The 13,853-nt window shown below is 70.9% G+C and carries 14 protein-coding genes; 10 read left to right on the top strand and 4 right to left on the bottom strand.

Features of this window, described 5'->3' with window-relative positions; translation table 11 throughout:
- Nucleotides 1-46: 46 nt before the first annotated feature.
- Both FRZ03_RS02235 and FRZ03_RS02230 read left to right on the top strand, forming a co-directional pair.
- Nucleotides 47-445 carry an OB-fold nucleic acid binding domain-containing protein gene (locus FRZ03_RS02235; protein WP_071828767.1) on the top strand — a complete coding sequence of 133 codons (399 nt, stop codon included), beginning with the start codon at nucleotides 47-49 and terminating at the stop codon, nucleotides 443-445.
- A 3-nt stretch (nucleotides 446-448) separates the two neighbouring features.
- Nucleotides 449-1,231, top strand: coding sequence for a DUF3159 domain-containing protein (locus FRZ03_RS02230; protein ID WP_146463452.1), 783 nt, complete (start codon nucleotides 449-451; stop codon nucleotides 1,229-1,231).
- A gap of 146 nt (nucleotides 1,232-1,377) precedes the next feature.
- Here FRZ03_RS02230 and FRZ03_RS02225 read toward each other — a convergent pair whose 3' ends face one another.
- Together FRZ03_RS02225 and FRZ03_RS02220 are read right to left on the bottom strand one after the other, a co-directional pair.
- Nucleotides 1,378-2,052: a potassium channel family protein gene (locus FRZ03_RS02225; RefSeq protein WP_146463451.1), complete on the bottom strand. Its 675-nt coding sequence runs from the start codon at nucleotides 2,050-2,052 to the stop codon at nucleotides 1,378-1,380.
- A complete protein-coding gene (locus FRZ03_RS02220) occupies nucleotides 2,052-2,723 on the bottom strand; it encodes a potassium channel family protein (RefSeq protein WP_146463450.1) in 672 nt (223 codons plus the stop codon). Before FRZ03_RS02220 ends, FRZ03_RS02225 begins: the two co-directional genes overlap by 1 nt.
- A gap of 423 nt (nucleotides 2,724-3,146) precedes the next feature.
- Here FRZ03_RS02220 and FRZ03_RS02215 point away from each other — a divergent pair, with 423 nt between their 5' ends.
- The 4 genes from FRZ03_RS02215 to FRZ03_RS02200 all read left to right on the top strand — a co-directional run bounded on the left by FRZ03_RS02215 (nucleotide 3,147) and on the right by FRZ03_RS02200 (nucleotide 7,677).
- Nucleotides 3,147-5,195, top strand: a complete 2,049-nt coding sequence (locus FRZ03_RS02215) for an APC family permease (RefSeq protein WP_146463447.1) — start codon at nucleotides 3,147-3,149, stop codon at nucleotides 5,193-5,195.
- Between the two features lie 144 nt (nucleotides 5,196-5,339).
- Nucleotides 5,340-6,668: a class I SAM-dependent RNA methyltransferase gene (locus FRZ03_RS02210; protein ID WP_146463445.1), complete on the top strand. Its 1,329-nt coding sequence runs from the start codon at nucleotides 5,340-5,342 to the stop codon at nucleotides 6,666-6,668.
- A gap of 425 nt (nucleotides 6,669-7,093) precedes the next feature.
- Nucleotides 7,094-7,288, top strand: coding sequence for a ribbon-helix-helix protein, CopG family (locus tag FRZ03_RS02205; RefSeq protein ID WP_146463444.1), 195 nt, complete (start codon nucleotides 7,094-7,096; stop codon nucleotides 7,286-7,288).
- The gene (locus FRZ03_RS02200; RefSeq protein ID WP_146463442.1) at nucleotides 7,285-7,677 is read left to right on the top strand and encodes a type II toxin-antitoxin system death-on-curing family toxin; all 393 of its coding nucleotides are present in this window, start codon (nucleotides 7,285-7,287) and stop codon (nucleotides 7,675-7,677) included. The genes FRZ03_RS02205 and FRZ03_RS02200 overlap by 4 nt, the downstream gene beginning before the upstream one ends.
- Nucleotides 7,678-7,955: 278 nt before the next feature.
- On the opposite strand, the gene FRZ03_RS02195 is transcribed toward FRZ03_RS02200, so the two are convergent.
- Together FRZ03_RS02195 and FRZ03_RS02190 are read right to left on the bottom strand one after the other, a co-directional pair.
- A complete protein-coding gene (locus FRZ03_RS02195; RefSeq protein WP_146463440.1) occupies nucleotides 7,956-8,645 on the bottom strand; it encodes a hypothetical protein in 690 nt (229 codons plus the stop codon).
- Nucleotides 8,646-8,837: 192 nt separating this feature from the next.
- Nucleotides 8,838-9,686: a helix-turn-helix transcriptional regulator gene (locus tag FRZ03_RS02190; protein ID WP_146463438.1), complete on the bottom strand. Its 849-nt coding sequence runs from the start codon at nucleotides 9,684-9,686 to the stop codon at nucleotides 8,838-8,840.
- Between the two features lie 188 nt (nucleotides 9,687-9,874).
- Here FRZ03_RS02190 and FRZ03_RS02185 point away from each other — a divergent pair, with 188 nt between their 5' ends.
- The 4 genes from FRZ03_RS02185 (at nucleotide 9,875) to FRZ03_RS02170 (ending at nucleotide 13,843) form a co-directional block, all read left to right on the top strand.
- Entirely contained in the window at nucleotides 9,875-11,335 is a 1,461-nt protein-coding gene (locus FRZ03_RS02185) for an MFS transporter (RefSeq protein ID WP_146463436.1), read from the top strand.
- Between the two features lie 115 nt (nucleotides 11,336-11,450).
- Nucleotides 11,451-12,218: an SDR family NAD(P)-dependent oxidoreductase gene (locus tag FRZ03_RS02180; RefSeq protein WP_146463434.1), complete on the top strand. Its 768-nt coding sequence runs from the start codon at nucleotides 11,451-11,453 to the stop codon at nucleotides 12,216-12,218.
- A 21-nt stretch (nucleotides 12,219-12,239) separates the two neighbouring features.
- On the top strand, nucleotides 12,240-13,265 hold the full coding sequence (locus FRZ03_RS02175) for a Gfo/Idh/MocA family protein (protein WP_146463432.1): 1,026 nt from the start codon (nucleotides 12,240-12,242) through the stop codon (nucleotides 13,263-13,265).
- Between the two features lie 38 nt (nucleotides 13,266-13,303).
- Entirely contained in the window at nucleotides 13,304-13,843 is a 540-nt protein-coding gene (locus FRZ03_RS02170) for a flavin reductase family protein (RefSeq protein WP_146463429.1), read from the top strand.
- Nucleotides 13,844-13,853 lie beyond the last annotated feature (10 nt).

Here is a 13,853-nt window from a genome sequence, read left to right as displayed (position 1 = left end):
TGAGCGGGGATACGGCGCTGTCGGCGGGCCCCGGTACGCTTCATGTATGAGTGCTGTTCCTCGTTCCGAAAAGCCGGCCGGCCGGCTCCGGCGCATGTTCGACCGGCTGTCCTCGTCGCAGGAGGACCTGGAGTCCGAGGAGCTGCGCGAGGACGCCGAGACGGCGGGTTGTACGAAGATCGGCGACTGCCAGGACCGGCAGATCGTCACGGTAACTGGTACCTTGCGCACGGTCACCCTGCGTCCGCGGGCCGGAGTCCCGGCCCTGGAGGCCGAGTTGTTCGACGGCTCCGCCGCGCTGGACGTGGTGTGGCTCGGCAGGCGTTCCATCGTGGGTATAGAACCGGGGCGCAAGCTGATCGCATCGGGCCGGATCTCGCTCAGCCGGGGCCGCCGGGTGCTGTTCAACCCGAAGTACGAACTGCGACCCCTCGGACGGGAGTAGCCGGTGACGTCCCTCGACAAGCCGACCGAAGACACCGACCAGACCCCGCCCGGCCGGCCCGGCGACGCCCGCGCGGTGACCGAGGCGGCACTGTTCGAGGCCTTCGGCGGGGTCCGCGGCATGGTCGAGACGGTCGTGCCGGGCCTGCTCTTCGTCGCGATCTTCACGGTCAACAAGGACCTGCACCTCTCGGCGATCGCCGCGCTGGCCGTCTCCCTGGTCCTGGTCGTGGTCCGGCTCGTCAGGAAGGACACCGTCAAGCACGCCTTCAGCGGGGTGTTCGGCGTGGCCTTCGGCGTGGTGTTCGCGATGTTCACCGGCAACGCCAAGGACTTCTACCTCCCGGGCATGCTCTACACGCTGGGCCTGGCGCTGGCGTACATCGTCACGACCCTCGCCGGGGTCCCGCTGATCGGCCTGATCCTCGGCCCGGTCTTCCGGGAGAACCTCTCCTGGCGCACCCGCAACCCCGGCCGCAAGAAGGCCTACGCGAAGTCCAGTTGGGCCTGGGGCCTGATCCTGCTCGCCAAGTGCGCGATCCTCTTCCCGCTGTACTGGTGGTCGGACACCACCCGGCTCGGCTGGGTTCTGGTGGCCCTGAAGATCCCGCCCTTCCTGCTGGCGGTCTGGCTCACCTGGGTCTTCCTCGCCAAGGCGCCCGCGCCGATCGACGTCTTCGCGGAGATGGAGGCGCAGGAGGAGGCCGAGAAGGCCGAGAAGGAGCGCAGGGCGGCGCTGGCCGCGGAAGGCGGCGAACCGGAGCCGGGGCGGCACCGCAAGGGGTGACCCGGCCCTGCGGCAGCACCGGGATGCCGCCGGCCGCCCACGGCGAGCCGTCGCCGACGGCCGCCCACGACGACGAGAAGGGCGCCCTTGTCACCAAGGGCGCCCTTTCGTGTGCTCGGCCTCTCAGGGCCGCGGCGGCGGGGCGGTCAGGACTCCTCCTGCTTGCGCACCGACAGCAGCTCCTCGAGTTGCTGCTCGCGGGCCTGGGCGGCCACGAAGAGCAGTTCGTCGCCCGGCTCCAGGGAGTCGTCCCGGGACGGGGTCAGCACCCGGGTGCCCCGGATGATGGTGACCAGCGAGGTGTCCTCCGGCCAGCGCACGTCCCCGACCTGGGTGCCGGCCAGGGCCGACTCCTCGGGCAGGGTCAGCTCCACGAGGTTGGCGTCGCCGTGGCTGAAGCGCAGCAGCCGTACCAGGTCGCCGACGCTCACCGCCTCCTCCACCAGGGCGGACATCAGCCGCGGGGTGGAGACGGCCACGTCCACGCCCCAGGCCTCGTTGAACAGCCACTCGTTCTTCGGGTTGTTGACCCGGGCGACGACACGCGGAACGCCGTACTCCGTCTTGGCGAGCAGCGACACCACCAGGTTGACCTTGTCGTCTCCGGTCGCGGCGATCACCACGTTGCAGCGCTGGAGCGCCGCCTCGTCCAGGGACGTGATCTCGCAGGCGTCGGCCAGCAGCCACTCCGCCTGCGGCACCCGCTCCACCGAGATGGCGGTCGGGGCCTTGTCGACGAGCAGGACCTCGTGGCCGTTCTCCAGCAGCTCGGCGGCGATCGAGCGGCCGACGGCGCCGGCTCCGGCAATGGCGACCCTCATCAGTGACCGCCCTCCTCTTCCGGGCCCCCGGCGAACGCCGCCTCGACCTTCTCCACGTCGTCCGTCCGCATCATCACGTGCACGAGGTCGCCCTCCTGCAGCACCGTCTGGGAGGTGGGCAGGATCGCCTCGCCCAGCCGGGTCAGGAACGCCACCCGGACGCCCGTGTCCTCCTGCAACTTACTGATCTTGTGCCCGACCCACTTGGGGGAGGCGTGCACCTCGGCGAGCTGCACCCCGCCCGTGGGGTCCCGCCACAGCGGCTCCGCCCCGGAGGGCAGCAGCCGGCGCAGCATCTGGTCGGCGGTCCAGCGGACCGTGGCCACGGTGGGGATGCCGAGGCGCTGGTAGACCTCGGCGCGGCGGGGGTCGTAGATGCGGGCGGCGACGTTCTCCACACCGAACATCTCGCGGGCCACGCGAGCCGAGATGATGTTGGAGTTGTCCCCGCTGGAGACGGCCGCGAACGCGCCGGCCTCCTCGATCCCCGCCTCGCGCAGGGTGTCCTGGTCGAAGCCGACTCCGGTGACCCGACGGCCCCCGAATCCCGGTCCCAGCCGACGGAAGGCGGTCGGGTCCTGGTCGATCACGGCGACCGTGTGCCCCTGTTGCTCCAGGGTCTGGGCGAGAGCGGAACCTACTCGCCCGCAGCCCATGATGACGATGTGCACGACCGTCCTTCCGATGTCAAGAGTCATTGGCTGGCCTGAACAGGTTCTCAGACCGCCGCCCAAGCTACACACGCATCGTCCCGGTCCGGCACCCCCGTGCCCCGCTCGCGCCGCTCACCCGCCTCGTCCACCCGCTCATCCGGCCGCTCCACGCGCTCATCCGGCACGTCTTCGAGTGATGCTGCGCACGCTGCACAGGGTCAGGATTCCGAGGCCGGCCAGCGCGAGCACGGCCCCGATCAGCTCAGCGGTCGGGGGCATGAGGGCCTCCAGGCTTGGGCGGCAGGCGGGGTTTGCCATCTAGACACGGCCGGAGCCCGGGCCACGGAATCCGTACATCACTTCGCCGTGGAGTTCACCCATGGGGAAGATATTGCGGACGGGGTGGGCGGCGCCCTGTACGAAGGCTTACGATCCTCTCTCGTGTCCAAACTGACCGACGTGCCCAAACGGATCCTGATCGGGCGCGCACTGCGCAGTGACAGGCTGGGCGAAACGCTCCTGCCCAAGCGCATCGCACTCCCCGTCTTCGCCTCCGACCCGCTGTCCTCCGTCGCCTACGCGCCGGGGGAGGTTCTGCTGGTCCTGTCCATCGCGGGCGTGTCGGCGTACCACTTCAGCCCCTGGATCGCGGTCGCGGTCGTGGTGCTCATGTTCACCGTGGTCGCCTCCTACCGCCAGAACGTGCACGCCTACCCGAGCGGCGGCGGCGACTACGAGGTGGCGACGACCAACCTCGGCCCCAAGGCCGGCCTCACCGTCGCGAGCGCGCTGCTCGTCGACTACGTGCTGACCGTCGCCGTCTCCATCGCCTCCGGCATCGAGAACCTGGGTTCGGCCGTCCCGTTCGTGGTCGAGCACAAGGTCCTCTGCGCGACCGCCGTGATCGTCCTGCTGACGCTGATGAACCTGCGCGGCGTCAAGGAGTCCGGCAAGCTCTTCGCGATCCCGACGTACGTGTTCGTCGGCGGCGTCTTCGTCATGATCCTCTGGGGCGCGTTCCGCGGTCTGGTGCTCGGCGACACCATGCGGGCGCCGACCGCCGGCTTCCACATCAAGGCCGAGCACCAGGGCCTGGCGGGCTTCGCGCTGGTCTTCCTGATGCTGCGCGCCTTCTCCTCCGGCTGTGCCGCGCTCACCGGTGTCGAGGCGATCTCCAACGGCGTCCCGGCCTTCCGCAAGCCGAAGTCGAAGAACGCGGCGACCACCCTCGCGATGATGGGCCTGCTGGCCGTCACCATGTTCTGCGGCATCATCGCCCTCGCCGCGACGACCAAGGTCCGCATGGCCGCCAACCCGGCCACCGACCTGATCAGCAACGGCCACCCCCTCGGCTCCGGCTACGTCCAGAACCCGGTGATCTCCCAGGTCGCCGAGGCCGTCTTCGGCAAGGGCAGCTTCCTGTTCGTGCTCCTGGCGGCCGCGACCGCGCTGGTGCTGTTCCTCGCGGCGAACACCGCCTACAACGGCTTCCCGCTGCTCGGCTCGATCCTCGCCCAGGACCGCTACCTGCCCCGCCAGCTGCACACCCGCGGCGACCGGCTCGCCTTCTCCAACGGCATCGTGCTGCTGGCCGGCGCCGCCGCGCTGCTGACCGTGATCTACGGCGCCGACTCCACGCGCCTGATCCAGCTGTACATCGTCGGCGTGTTCGTGTCCTTCACCCTGAGCCAGACCGGCATGGTCCGGCACTGGAACCGCCACCTGGCCGTCGAGAAGGACCCGGCCAAGCGCCGCCACATGGTGCGCTCGCGCGCGATCAACACCTTCGGCGCCTTCCTCACCGGCCTGGTGCTGGTCGTCGTCCTGGTCACCAAGTTCACGCACGGCGCCTGGGTGGCCCTGCTGGGCATGTGCATCTTCTTCGCGACCATGACCGCGATCCGCAAGCACTACGACCGGGTCGCCGAGGAGATCGCGGCCCCCGAGGAGCCGGACGACGACCTGGTCCGGCCGTCCCGGGTGCACTCGGTGGTGCTGATCTCGAAGATCCACCGGCCGACCCTGCGGGCCCTGGCCTACGCCCGGCTGATGCGCTCCGACACCCTGGAGGCGCTCACGGTCAACGTCGACCCGGCCGAGACCAAGGTGCTGCGCGAGGAGTGGGAGCGGCGCGGCATCGACGTACCGCTGAAGGTCCTGGACTCGCCGTACCGCGAGATCACCCGCCCGGTGATCGAGTACGTCAAGGGCCTGCGCAAGGAGTCCCCGCGCGACGCGGTCTCCGTGATCATCCCCGAGTACGTGGTCGGCCACTGGTACGAGCACCTGCTGCACAACCAGAGCGCCCTGCGCCTCAAGGGCCGCCTCCTGTTCACGCCCGGCGTGATGGTCACCTCCGTGCCCTACCAGCTGGCCTCCTCCGAGGTGGCCCGGGTCAGGGCCCGCAGGCGCCAGGAGTGGAGCGCGCCCGGCGCCGTCCGCCGCGGCCCGGCGGGGGAGCGGCCGAAGGAGCCGTCGACGAAGGACTGACGCGGCACCGGGGGTCGGGTCCCGGGCGGCGAGGCCGTAGACTGGTGGGCTGTTGTCGGTTCACCGGGCCGCGCTCGACCGCCCGGACCCGGCTCCCGACCTTCCGTGTCCCTCCCTCGGCAACTCGATCTGGAGTCACCCACCATGCAGGCAGCACCGACCACGTCTTTGGTGGGCGAGGAGTACGAGGTCGAGATCGGCCCCGTCGCCCACGGCGGCCACTGCATCGCCCGTACCGAGCAGGGCCAGGTCCTCTTCGTGCGGCACGCGCTGCCCGGCGAGCGGGTGGTGGCACGGGTGACCGAGGGCGAGGAGGGCGCCCGCTTCCTGCGCGCGGACGCCGTACGCGTCCTGGAGGCGTCCAAGGACCGCATCGAGGCACCCTGCCCCTTCGCGGGCCCCGGCCGCTGCGGCGGCTGCGACTGGCAGCACGCCAAGCCGGGCGCCCAGCGCCGGCTCAAGGCCGATGTGATCGCCGAGCAGCTCAGGCGGCTCGCGGGCCTCACCCCGGAGGAGGCGGGCTGGGACGGCACGGTCGTCCCGGCCGAGGGCGACAAACTGCCGGCCGGCGAGGTGCCGCAGTGGCGCACCCGGGTGCAGTACGCCGTCGACGCCGAGGGGCACGCGGGTCTGCGCCGCCACCGCTCGCACGAGGTCGAGCGCATCGACCACTGCATGATCGCGGCGGCCGGCGTCTCCGAGCTGGGCATCGAGAAGCACGACTGGACCGGCATGGAGTCGGTCGAGGCGATCGCGGCGACGGGCTCCCAGGACCGCCAGGTGATCCTCACCCCGCGGCCGGGCGCCCGCCTTCCCCTGGTCGAGCTGGACAAGCCGGTCTCCGTGCTGCGGGTCGACGAGAAGTCCGGCGGCGTGCACCGCGTGCACGGCCGCCCCTTCGTCCGCGAGCGCGCCGACGGCCGTACCCACCGCGTCGGCGCCGGCGGCTTCTGGCAGGTCCACCCGAAGGCGGCGGACACCCTGGTCACCGCCGTGATGCAGGGACTGCTCCCGCGCAAGGGCGAGATGGCCCTCGACCTCTACTGCGGTGTCGGCCTGTTCGCCGGCGCCCTCGCCGACCGCCTCGGTGAGAAGGGCGCGGTCCTCGGCATCGAGTCCGGCAAGCGGGCGGTGGAGGACGCGCGGCACAACCTGGCCGACTTCCCCCGGGTCCGCATCGAACAGGGCAAGGTCGAATCCGTCCTGCCGCGCACCGGCATCACCGAGGTCGACCTCATCGTCCTCGACCCGCCCCGCGCGGGCGCCGGCCGCGCGACGGTCGACCACCTCACCTCCCTGCGCGCCCGCCGCATCGCCTACGTGGCGTGCGACCCCGCGGCGCTGGCCCGCGACCTGGGCTACTTCCGGGACGGCGGGTACCGGGTGCGGACGCTGAGGGCGTTCGATCTGTTCCCGATGACGCATCATGTGGAGTGCGTGGCGATCCTCGAGCCTGCCGAGAAGGGCCTCTGACCTGCCGTTTTGCATTTCAGGTGGTCAGCTCGACCTGTTTTCGCTCGCGGAATGCGTCGACTGAGGTTCGCTTGTGCAGAACGCTCTGAGCTGCAGGTTCGAGGGTCAGCGTGGGTCTCGCGGCGACGTGGCGATGCGCAATGCAGGATTTTTGACGCTCGGATGACGCTCGAATATCGGAAGCCTCAGCCTCGGACCTCTCCGGCCCTGGGCCGCAGACCGGGGCCGTTGGCGCGGGGCAAGGACTCCGGTTTGGGGGGCCGACTGCACCTCGCCAGCGGCGGCGCGTGCTGCCACCTCGTCGCACGCACCTCGGAGCCGGGGCCGCAGGCCCGACCGGGCCACGAAGGACGGCGTCGTGGTCCGAGGTCTTGGGTGGCTGATATCACCTCGCCACCCAGATACCAGCCCGGTATCATTCCTGTATGGCGATGACACTCCGACTCCCCGAAGACCTTGACGCGAAGCTCACCGAGCGGGCTCGTCGGGAGGGTCGCAGCAAGCAGGAACTTGCCATCGAGGCCATCCGTGACGCCCAGCGCCGGGCCGAGCTGAAGGTTGATGACGTCCTGGCCGAGCTGATGGACAGCGATGCGGAGATCCTGGACTACCTGAAGTGACCCAAGTGCGCTACATCCATATCGACGAGATCCTGGCCATCGCTCGCACGGTCAACGATACCGAGCACAGCGTGCGTGACATGGGTCTTTTGGTGTCAGCGATCGAACGGCCCCGGACGAACGTGTTCGGGGCCGAACTGTATCCCACGCTGCACGAGAAGGCGGCGGCACTGCTGCACTCCGTCGCTCGCAATCATGCGCTGATCGACGGCAACAAGCGCACCGCCTGGCTTGCCATGCGTGTCTTCCTGCGGTTCAACGGCGTCAGTGCCAATACCGCCCCGCCACCCGTCTCCGTGGCTGGCCCGTTCGTCGAGGAAGTCGCGCAGGACAACATCGATGTACCGGCTATTGCAAAGCGCCTGTCGGCCTGGTTCCCCGTTTCCTGACGTTCGACGTCGTGGGTACGGGACGGAATGAGGTTCTGGGAGCGGTGCTGGCTTCTGGCAGTCCGCCGGTGGACTGACCCGTTCGTTCAGCGGGCGGATTCGTATGGCGGTCGTGGCGAGCGGTGCGTAGGGCTGGGCCGCCGGGCCGTTCAGATCCGCGCCCCGGCCGGGCGCGGCGATCATGACGCGGGCGCCGAAGCGTGCGTCGACGGCTCACCGGCAGGTTCGGGGTTGACGGGCGTGCTCGCCGTAGCTCGGGTCGGTGATCGCCGGCGCGTTCACGAACTGGCCGACGCGCCAGGGCTGTCGGGCCCCGAACCGCTCGGCGAAGAAGGAGGGCATCCCTTTGCCCTCCGATTGCCGAGCAGCCGTGGAGAACCGTGCGGCGCACGTTGGCGGCGAACGGCCCGTCGTAGGAGGCACGGCCCCGGCCCGCCCGATTCCTCCGGTTGAGCGTCCCTGCTGCTCCGTGCGGGCGCGTCGAACCGAAGCACCCCGTCCGCGTGCCGGAGTGCGGTGCCCCGGCTGCCGAGGGGTGCGAGCGGGTCCCAGCGGTCGAGATGGAAGGGCACGGTGTTCAACTCGCCCTCGCAGACGATCAGCTTCAGCCAGTCCCGGACGAATGCGCCGGGCCGCGGCGGCCTGTGCGCCGGCAGGGACAGTTGCACGGGCCGGTTGTCGAGGGCGTACCCGGTGTAGCCCGGTCCGACGAACCGGCCGTCGTCGAAGAGCCCGGTATGGGAGGTGTAGCTGTCGGTGAGGTCGAGCAGGACGCACCACAGCCGGCGCCCCGAGGTGGCCCGGTGGCGGATCCGTATCGAGACCAGGGGCGGCACGGGGCCGGCGGCCCCGAGGCCGTACCGGCAGACGATCTCTCCGTCGCCGTCGGCCATCAACGGAATGTCGCTGTCCCAGGGCGTGACCCGCGCTTCGAGACCGCCATGGAGCATGGCCACCATGTCGGCCACGGGCGCCGCGTCTCAGTGGGGCGGATGCCACCAGGTTTCCTCGTGCCGCAGTCTGTTTCCTTCCCGAGTGGGGAACGGCTCGTGACGCTCATTTGACGACTGCCCTGACGGGGTGTCAGCTCGCTGATCGTGCAGGGCGTGGTCACCCGGCGGCCGCGGGCAGAAGGAGTTCTGGGATCTGCCGGCCGGGCGTCAGGGCAGATCGGTGAGGGAGGTCACCGCGGACAGGACCTTGAGCGCGTCTTGGTCGAGGCTCCCAGGATCGGCCTGGAAGACCGTCAGTCGCTGGGAGCGGTCGTCGAGATGGAGCGACTCGGACGTCAGCGTGAAGGTGCCGGCCTGCGGATGGCGGAACGTCTTCCGCCCGGACCGGCGCCTGCCGACGTCGTAGCGGTTCCACATGCAGGCGAACTCCTCGCTGTGCGCGTCGAGTTCCTCGACCAGGGCGGCCAGGTCCGCGGCGTTCGCGTCGGTCGCCTGGACCAGGCGCAACTGGGCGAGGCTGTCGGCCGCGGCCTTGCGCCAGTCGGGATAGAGCGTGCGGGCCGTCGGGTGCAAGAACGTGTACCGGATGGTGTTGCGGCGCTCTGGCGGCCACTCGGCGATGCCCGCGAGGAGGGCGATGCCCTCGGGGTTCGCCGCGAGGATGTCGTTGGTGCGATTGAGGACGTACGCCGGGCAGGGCCGCACCGTCTCCATGAGCTGTCGAGTCCCGGGGCGCACCGCGTGCTGGGACGCGGGGACTCCCGGGGCGCGGCGGGCGGCCTGATTGGCCAGGCCGTAGAGGTGGGCGCGCTCCTCCTGGTCGAGGCGGAGGGCCCGGGCGAGGGCATCCAGGACGGGGCCGCTGGGGTTGGACTCCTTGCCCTGTTCCAACCGGATGCAGTACTCGATGCTGATGCCGGCGAGGGCGGCCAGTTCCTCCCGGCGCAGGCCTGGTGTCCTGCGCAGCCCCGAGCCTGAGGGCAGCCCGACGTCGGTCGGCTGGATGCGGGCGCGGCGGGCCCGGAGAAACGCGCCCAGTTCGTCTGCAGCGGTCATGTTTCTGAGCGTCTCCCTTCCCGCCCCAGTCTCCCTCCTTCCCGCCTGCGCGCGTCAGAGGCGCGGGTAGCCCTGTCACTGCCATGAACACGGGGGTCTGCCGCGGGATGCGGGCGGCCCCCAGGATCGAGGTACCGGACGACGCACGCATCTGCACGAGGACGTACACACAAGGAGGTGGCTGCAACATGGCCGCTGAGGTCACGGAGGCGGACCGGACGGCGGAACGCACCCGCTCCGGTGCCGGGCCCTGGGCGGTCCTGGCGATCGCCTGCGCAGGACAGTTCATGGTGGTGCTGGACGTGTCGGTGGTGAACGTGGCACTGCCGTCGATCCGTCGGGGACTGGGGTTCTCCCCGGTCGGCCTGCAGTGGGTGGTGACGGCCTACTCCTTGGTCTTCGCCGGCTTCCTGCTGCTGGGCGGACGCCTCGCCGATCTCTACGGACGCAAGCGCATCTTCACTCTGGGGCTCGCCCTGTTCTCCGCAGCCAGCCTGGTCGGCGGCCTTGCCGACACCCCGGCGCTGCTGGTCGCGGCGCGTGCCGTGCAGGGGCTCGGTGCGGCCGTTCTCGCCCCGGCCACGCTGACTCTCCTGACGACGACGTTCACCGAGCCGGAGCACCGTGCCCGGGCCCTGGCAGCCTGGACGGCGGTGGGCGCGGCGGGCGGTGCCGCGGGCAACCTGGTCGGCGGTGTGCTGACGCAGTACCTCTCCTGGCGCTGGACGCTGTTGATCAACGCGCCCATCGGGGCGGTGGTGATCCTGCTGACGGCCTCGCTCCTCCCCGGCCGGGGACCGGGGCGGGACGCCCAGCGACTGGACGTGCGGGGCGCGGTCCTCGCCACGGTCGGGCTGACCTCCCTGGTCTACGGGATCAGCCAGGCGGACCCGCGCGGGTGGAGCGACCCGGTGACACTCGTAGCGCTGACCGGGGGCGCCGCGGTGCTCTGCCTGTTCCTGCTGGCCGAGGCCCGGCTGACGAGGTCGCCGCTGCTGCCGTTGCGGCTGTTCGGCAGCCGATCGGTGTCCGCGGGCAACGGTGTGATGGTGCTGGTGGGGGCGGCCTTCATCCCCATGTGGTACTTCCTGTCGCTGTCCATGCAGAACGTGCTGCACTACAGCGCCCTGCGCACCGGTGTCGCCTACATTCCGCACACCACCATGATCGTGGTCGGCTCCCGGCTCGCCCCCCGCCTGATGAAGCTGATCGGTCACCGCGCCCTGATCATGTCCGGTGCGGCCGTCTCAGCCGCCGGATTCCTCTGGCAGAGCCGTCTCGCCCCGGACAGCGGGTATCTCGCCGGCATTCTCGGCCCGGCTCTGCTGATGTGCCTGGGTCTCGGGTTGCTGATGACGCCCGTCACCGCTGTGGTGACCTCCGGTGTCGCGGCGCCGGACGCGGGGATCGCCTCCGGCCTGATGAACGCCACCCGGCAGGTCGGCGGCTCCCTGGGCCTCGCAGTGCTGGCCACGGTGGCCGGCGATGTCGCCGGCGCGGCCGGTCTGGCGCGCTCGTACGGCCACGCGTTCGAGGTCATCGCCGGGATCCTGGTCGCGGTGATCCTCCTCGCCGGGGTGCTGCCGGCAGGCCGTCCCGAGGCCGAGACCGAGGCGGAGCACGAGCCGGAGTCGTCCGCGGCGCGGTGACCGGCCGCGGCCAGCGCACTTGACCGGCTCTTCAGAGAGCTGTCCCCATCGCCTTTAGCTCCCTCTCCAAGGCTGTTGCCTGCAGCAGACGCGACGGCATGAGGAGTGTGACGACATGGGCGGGCGGCTCGAAGGCAGGACGGCCGTGGTGACGGGTGGCAGCCGGGGCATCGGTGCGGCGGTCGCCACCCGGCTGGCGGCCGAGGGAGCGGCCGTCGTCATCGGCTACCAGCGGGCGGTCGAGGCCGCCGAGGAAGTGACGGCACGGCTGAAGGGGCAGGGAGCGCAGGCGCTCGCCGTGTGCGCCGACGTCGGCGACCCCGAGCAGATCGGCGAGCTGGCCGACCGGGCCGTGGAGACCTTCGGTGGTCTCGATGTCCTCGCCTCGTGCGCGGGGATCGAGCACTTCGGACGGCTGGAGGAGCTGACGGCAGCCGAGTTCGACCGTGTCTTCGCGGTGAATACCCGCGGCCAGCTGTTCGCCGCCCAGCAAGCGGCCCGTCACATGGCACCCGGCGGCCGGATCATTCTGACCTCCTCGGTGAGCGTCCACCGGGCCGTGTTCGGCCACACCCTGTATGCGGCCAGCAAGGGTGCCGTCGAGGCGATGGTGCTGAGCCTCGCCGCCGAGCTCGGTCCGCGCCGGATCACCGTCAACGCCGTGTCGCCCGGCGGAACCGCGACCGACATGGCCGTCGAGTACGGCCACCACTACCGCCACCCCGAGCTGCGGATACCGGACGAGGAGTGGCTGCGCGCCAGCAGTGCGCTGCAGCGGGTGGGACGCCCGGAGGAGATCGCGGCCCTCTACGCGTTCCTCGCCACCGAGGACGCGTCCTACATCACAGGGCGGGTGCTGCCCGTCGACGGCGGGCTGTTCTGACCGGCGGTGGGAGGCCTGCACATGAACCCCGCCCCCGCTTCCCCGCGTCTGAACACGGTTCTCGTGGGCGTCGGCGGCTTCGGCCGGACCTGGTGGCCGTCGCTCACCGCCCACAGCGACCGCATCCATGTGGTCGCCGTCGTCGATCCCGACGCCCAGGCCCGCGACGAGGCCGCCCGGCACTTTCGGCTGGCGCCGCACGCGGTCCGGGACCTGCTGGACGCGGCCTTGCTGCGAGACGTCGGCGCCGAGCTGGTCGTGGACTCCAGCCCGCCACCGTACCGCCGGGCCCACGCGCTGGTGTCCCTCGCCCACGGCGCCCGGCTGATCGCCGCCAAGCCGCTGGGCTGGAGCCTCAAGTCCGCGGAGGACATCGTGCGCGCGGGCCCGACGCCGGAATCAGTCACCGTGGTCCAGCAGATGCGGTACTTCCCCTGCCTCCGCGCACTGCGCGAGCTGCTGGACGAGGGCCGGTACGGCCCCGTGACCTCCGTGTCCGTGGAGATGGCCCTCGACAGCCACGGGTGGGCGCCCGGCATGGAATGGCGGGTCGGGATGGACCACCCCGTCTTCCTGGAGGCGGCCATCCACCATCTGGATCTGCTGCGCCACTGCCTCGGCACGGAGCTGAACGTCGTGGGGGCCGCGGAGTGGAATCCGCCCTGGAGCCCGTTCCCGGCCGGCGGCGCCGTTGCCGCGCTGCTGCGCACGGGGGACGGCGTGCCCGTGCACTACGAGGCAACCCTGGCACCAAGACCGGGGCGCGCACTGGTCCGCTTCGACTCCGGATGGCAGGTGACCTGCCGTGACGCGACGCTGACGGTCGTCGACGGCGGACTGTTCGTCGACGGTGAACCGACCGGCGTCCCCGCCACCGCGGCACCTGTCCCCCTGCACGACCTCAACGACCGGCTGCTCACCGACTGGCTTGCGGCCCTCGACGCGGGCCGCCCCGCTCCGGTGAACGGCCGCGACAACCTCGTCAGCATGCGGCTGCTCGACCAGGTCATGCGGGCCGCGGCCGACGGCGCCCAGGCCCGGACGTGACGTGCCGTGCGTGCCCCTCACGCTCTCAAGGACAGGACATGTCTGATCTCTCCTCCTTTCCCGGCACCCCGGCCGCGGTCGCCCAGCCGGCGGTGTCCCCGGAACAGTTCCGGGCCTGCCTGAGCCGCTGGGCGAGCGGGGTGACCGTGGTGACTGCCAGCGATCACCACGGCCGCCCCCAGGGCTTCACGGCCAGCTCCTTCTCCTCCGTCTCCCAGTCCCCGCCGCTGATTTCGGTCTGCCTGGACCGCGACGCCAACTGCCGGGACACGTTCGAGGCGGCCTCCTGCTTCGCTGTCCATGTCCTGAGGGCGGGACAGCAGGATCTGGCGGCCGGATTCGCGCGCAAGGGCGCCGACAAGTTCCGTGGCCGCCGATTGGCCGGGGCGGCAACGGGGGTGCCGCTGCTCGATGACGCGCTGGTGCGCCTGGAATGCCGTACGACGCAGCGGCTCCCGGCCGGCGACCACCTGATCCTCATCGGCGAGGTCTACCACTGCGTCGTCGGCGACGGCGAGCCCCTCGTCTACTTCCGCAGCCGTTTCCACCGTCTGCGTCCACCCGAGGCCGGCCCCTGACCTCGGAATC

Source organism: Streptomyces misionensis, assembly GCF_007896895.1.
GTDB lineage: Bacteria > Actinomycetota > Actinomycetes > Streptomycetales > Streptomycetaceae > Streptomyces > Streptomyces misionensis_A.
Note: the sequence above shows the minus strand (reverse complement) of the source record. Positions and strands in the feature narration are given on the sequence as shown.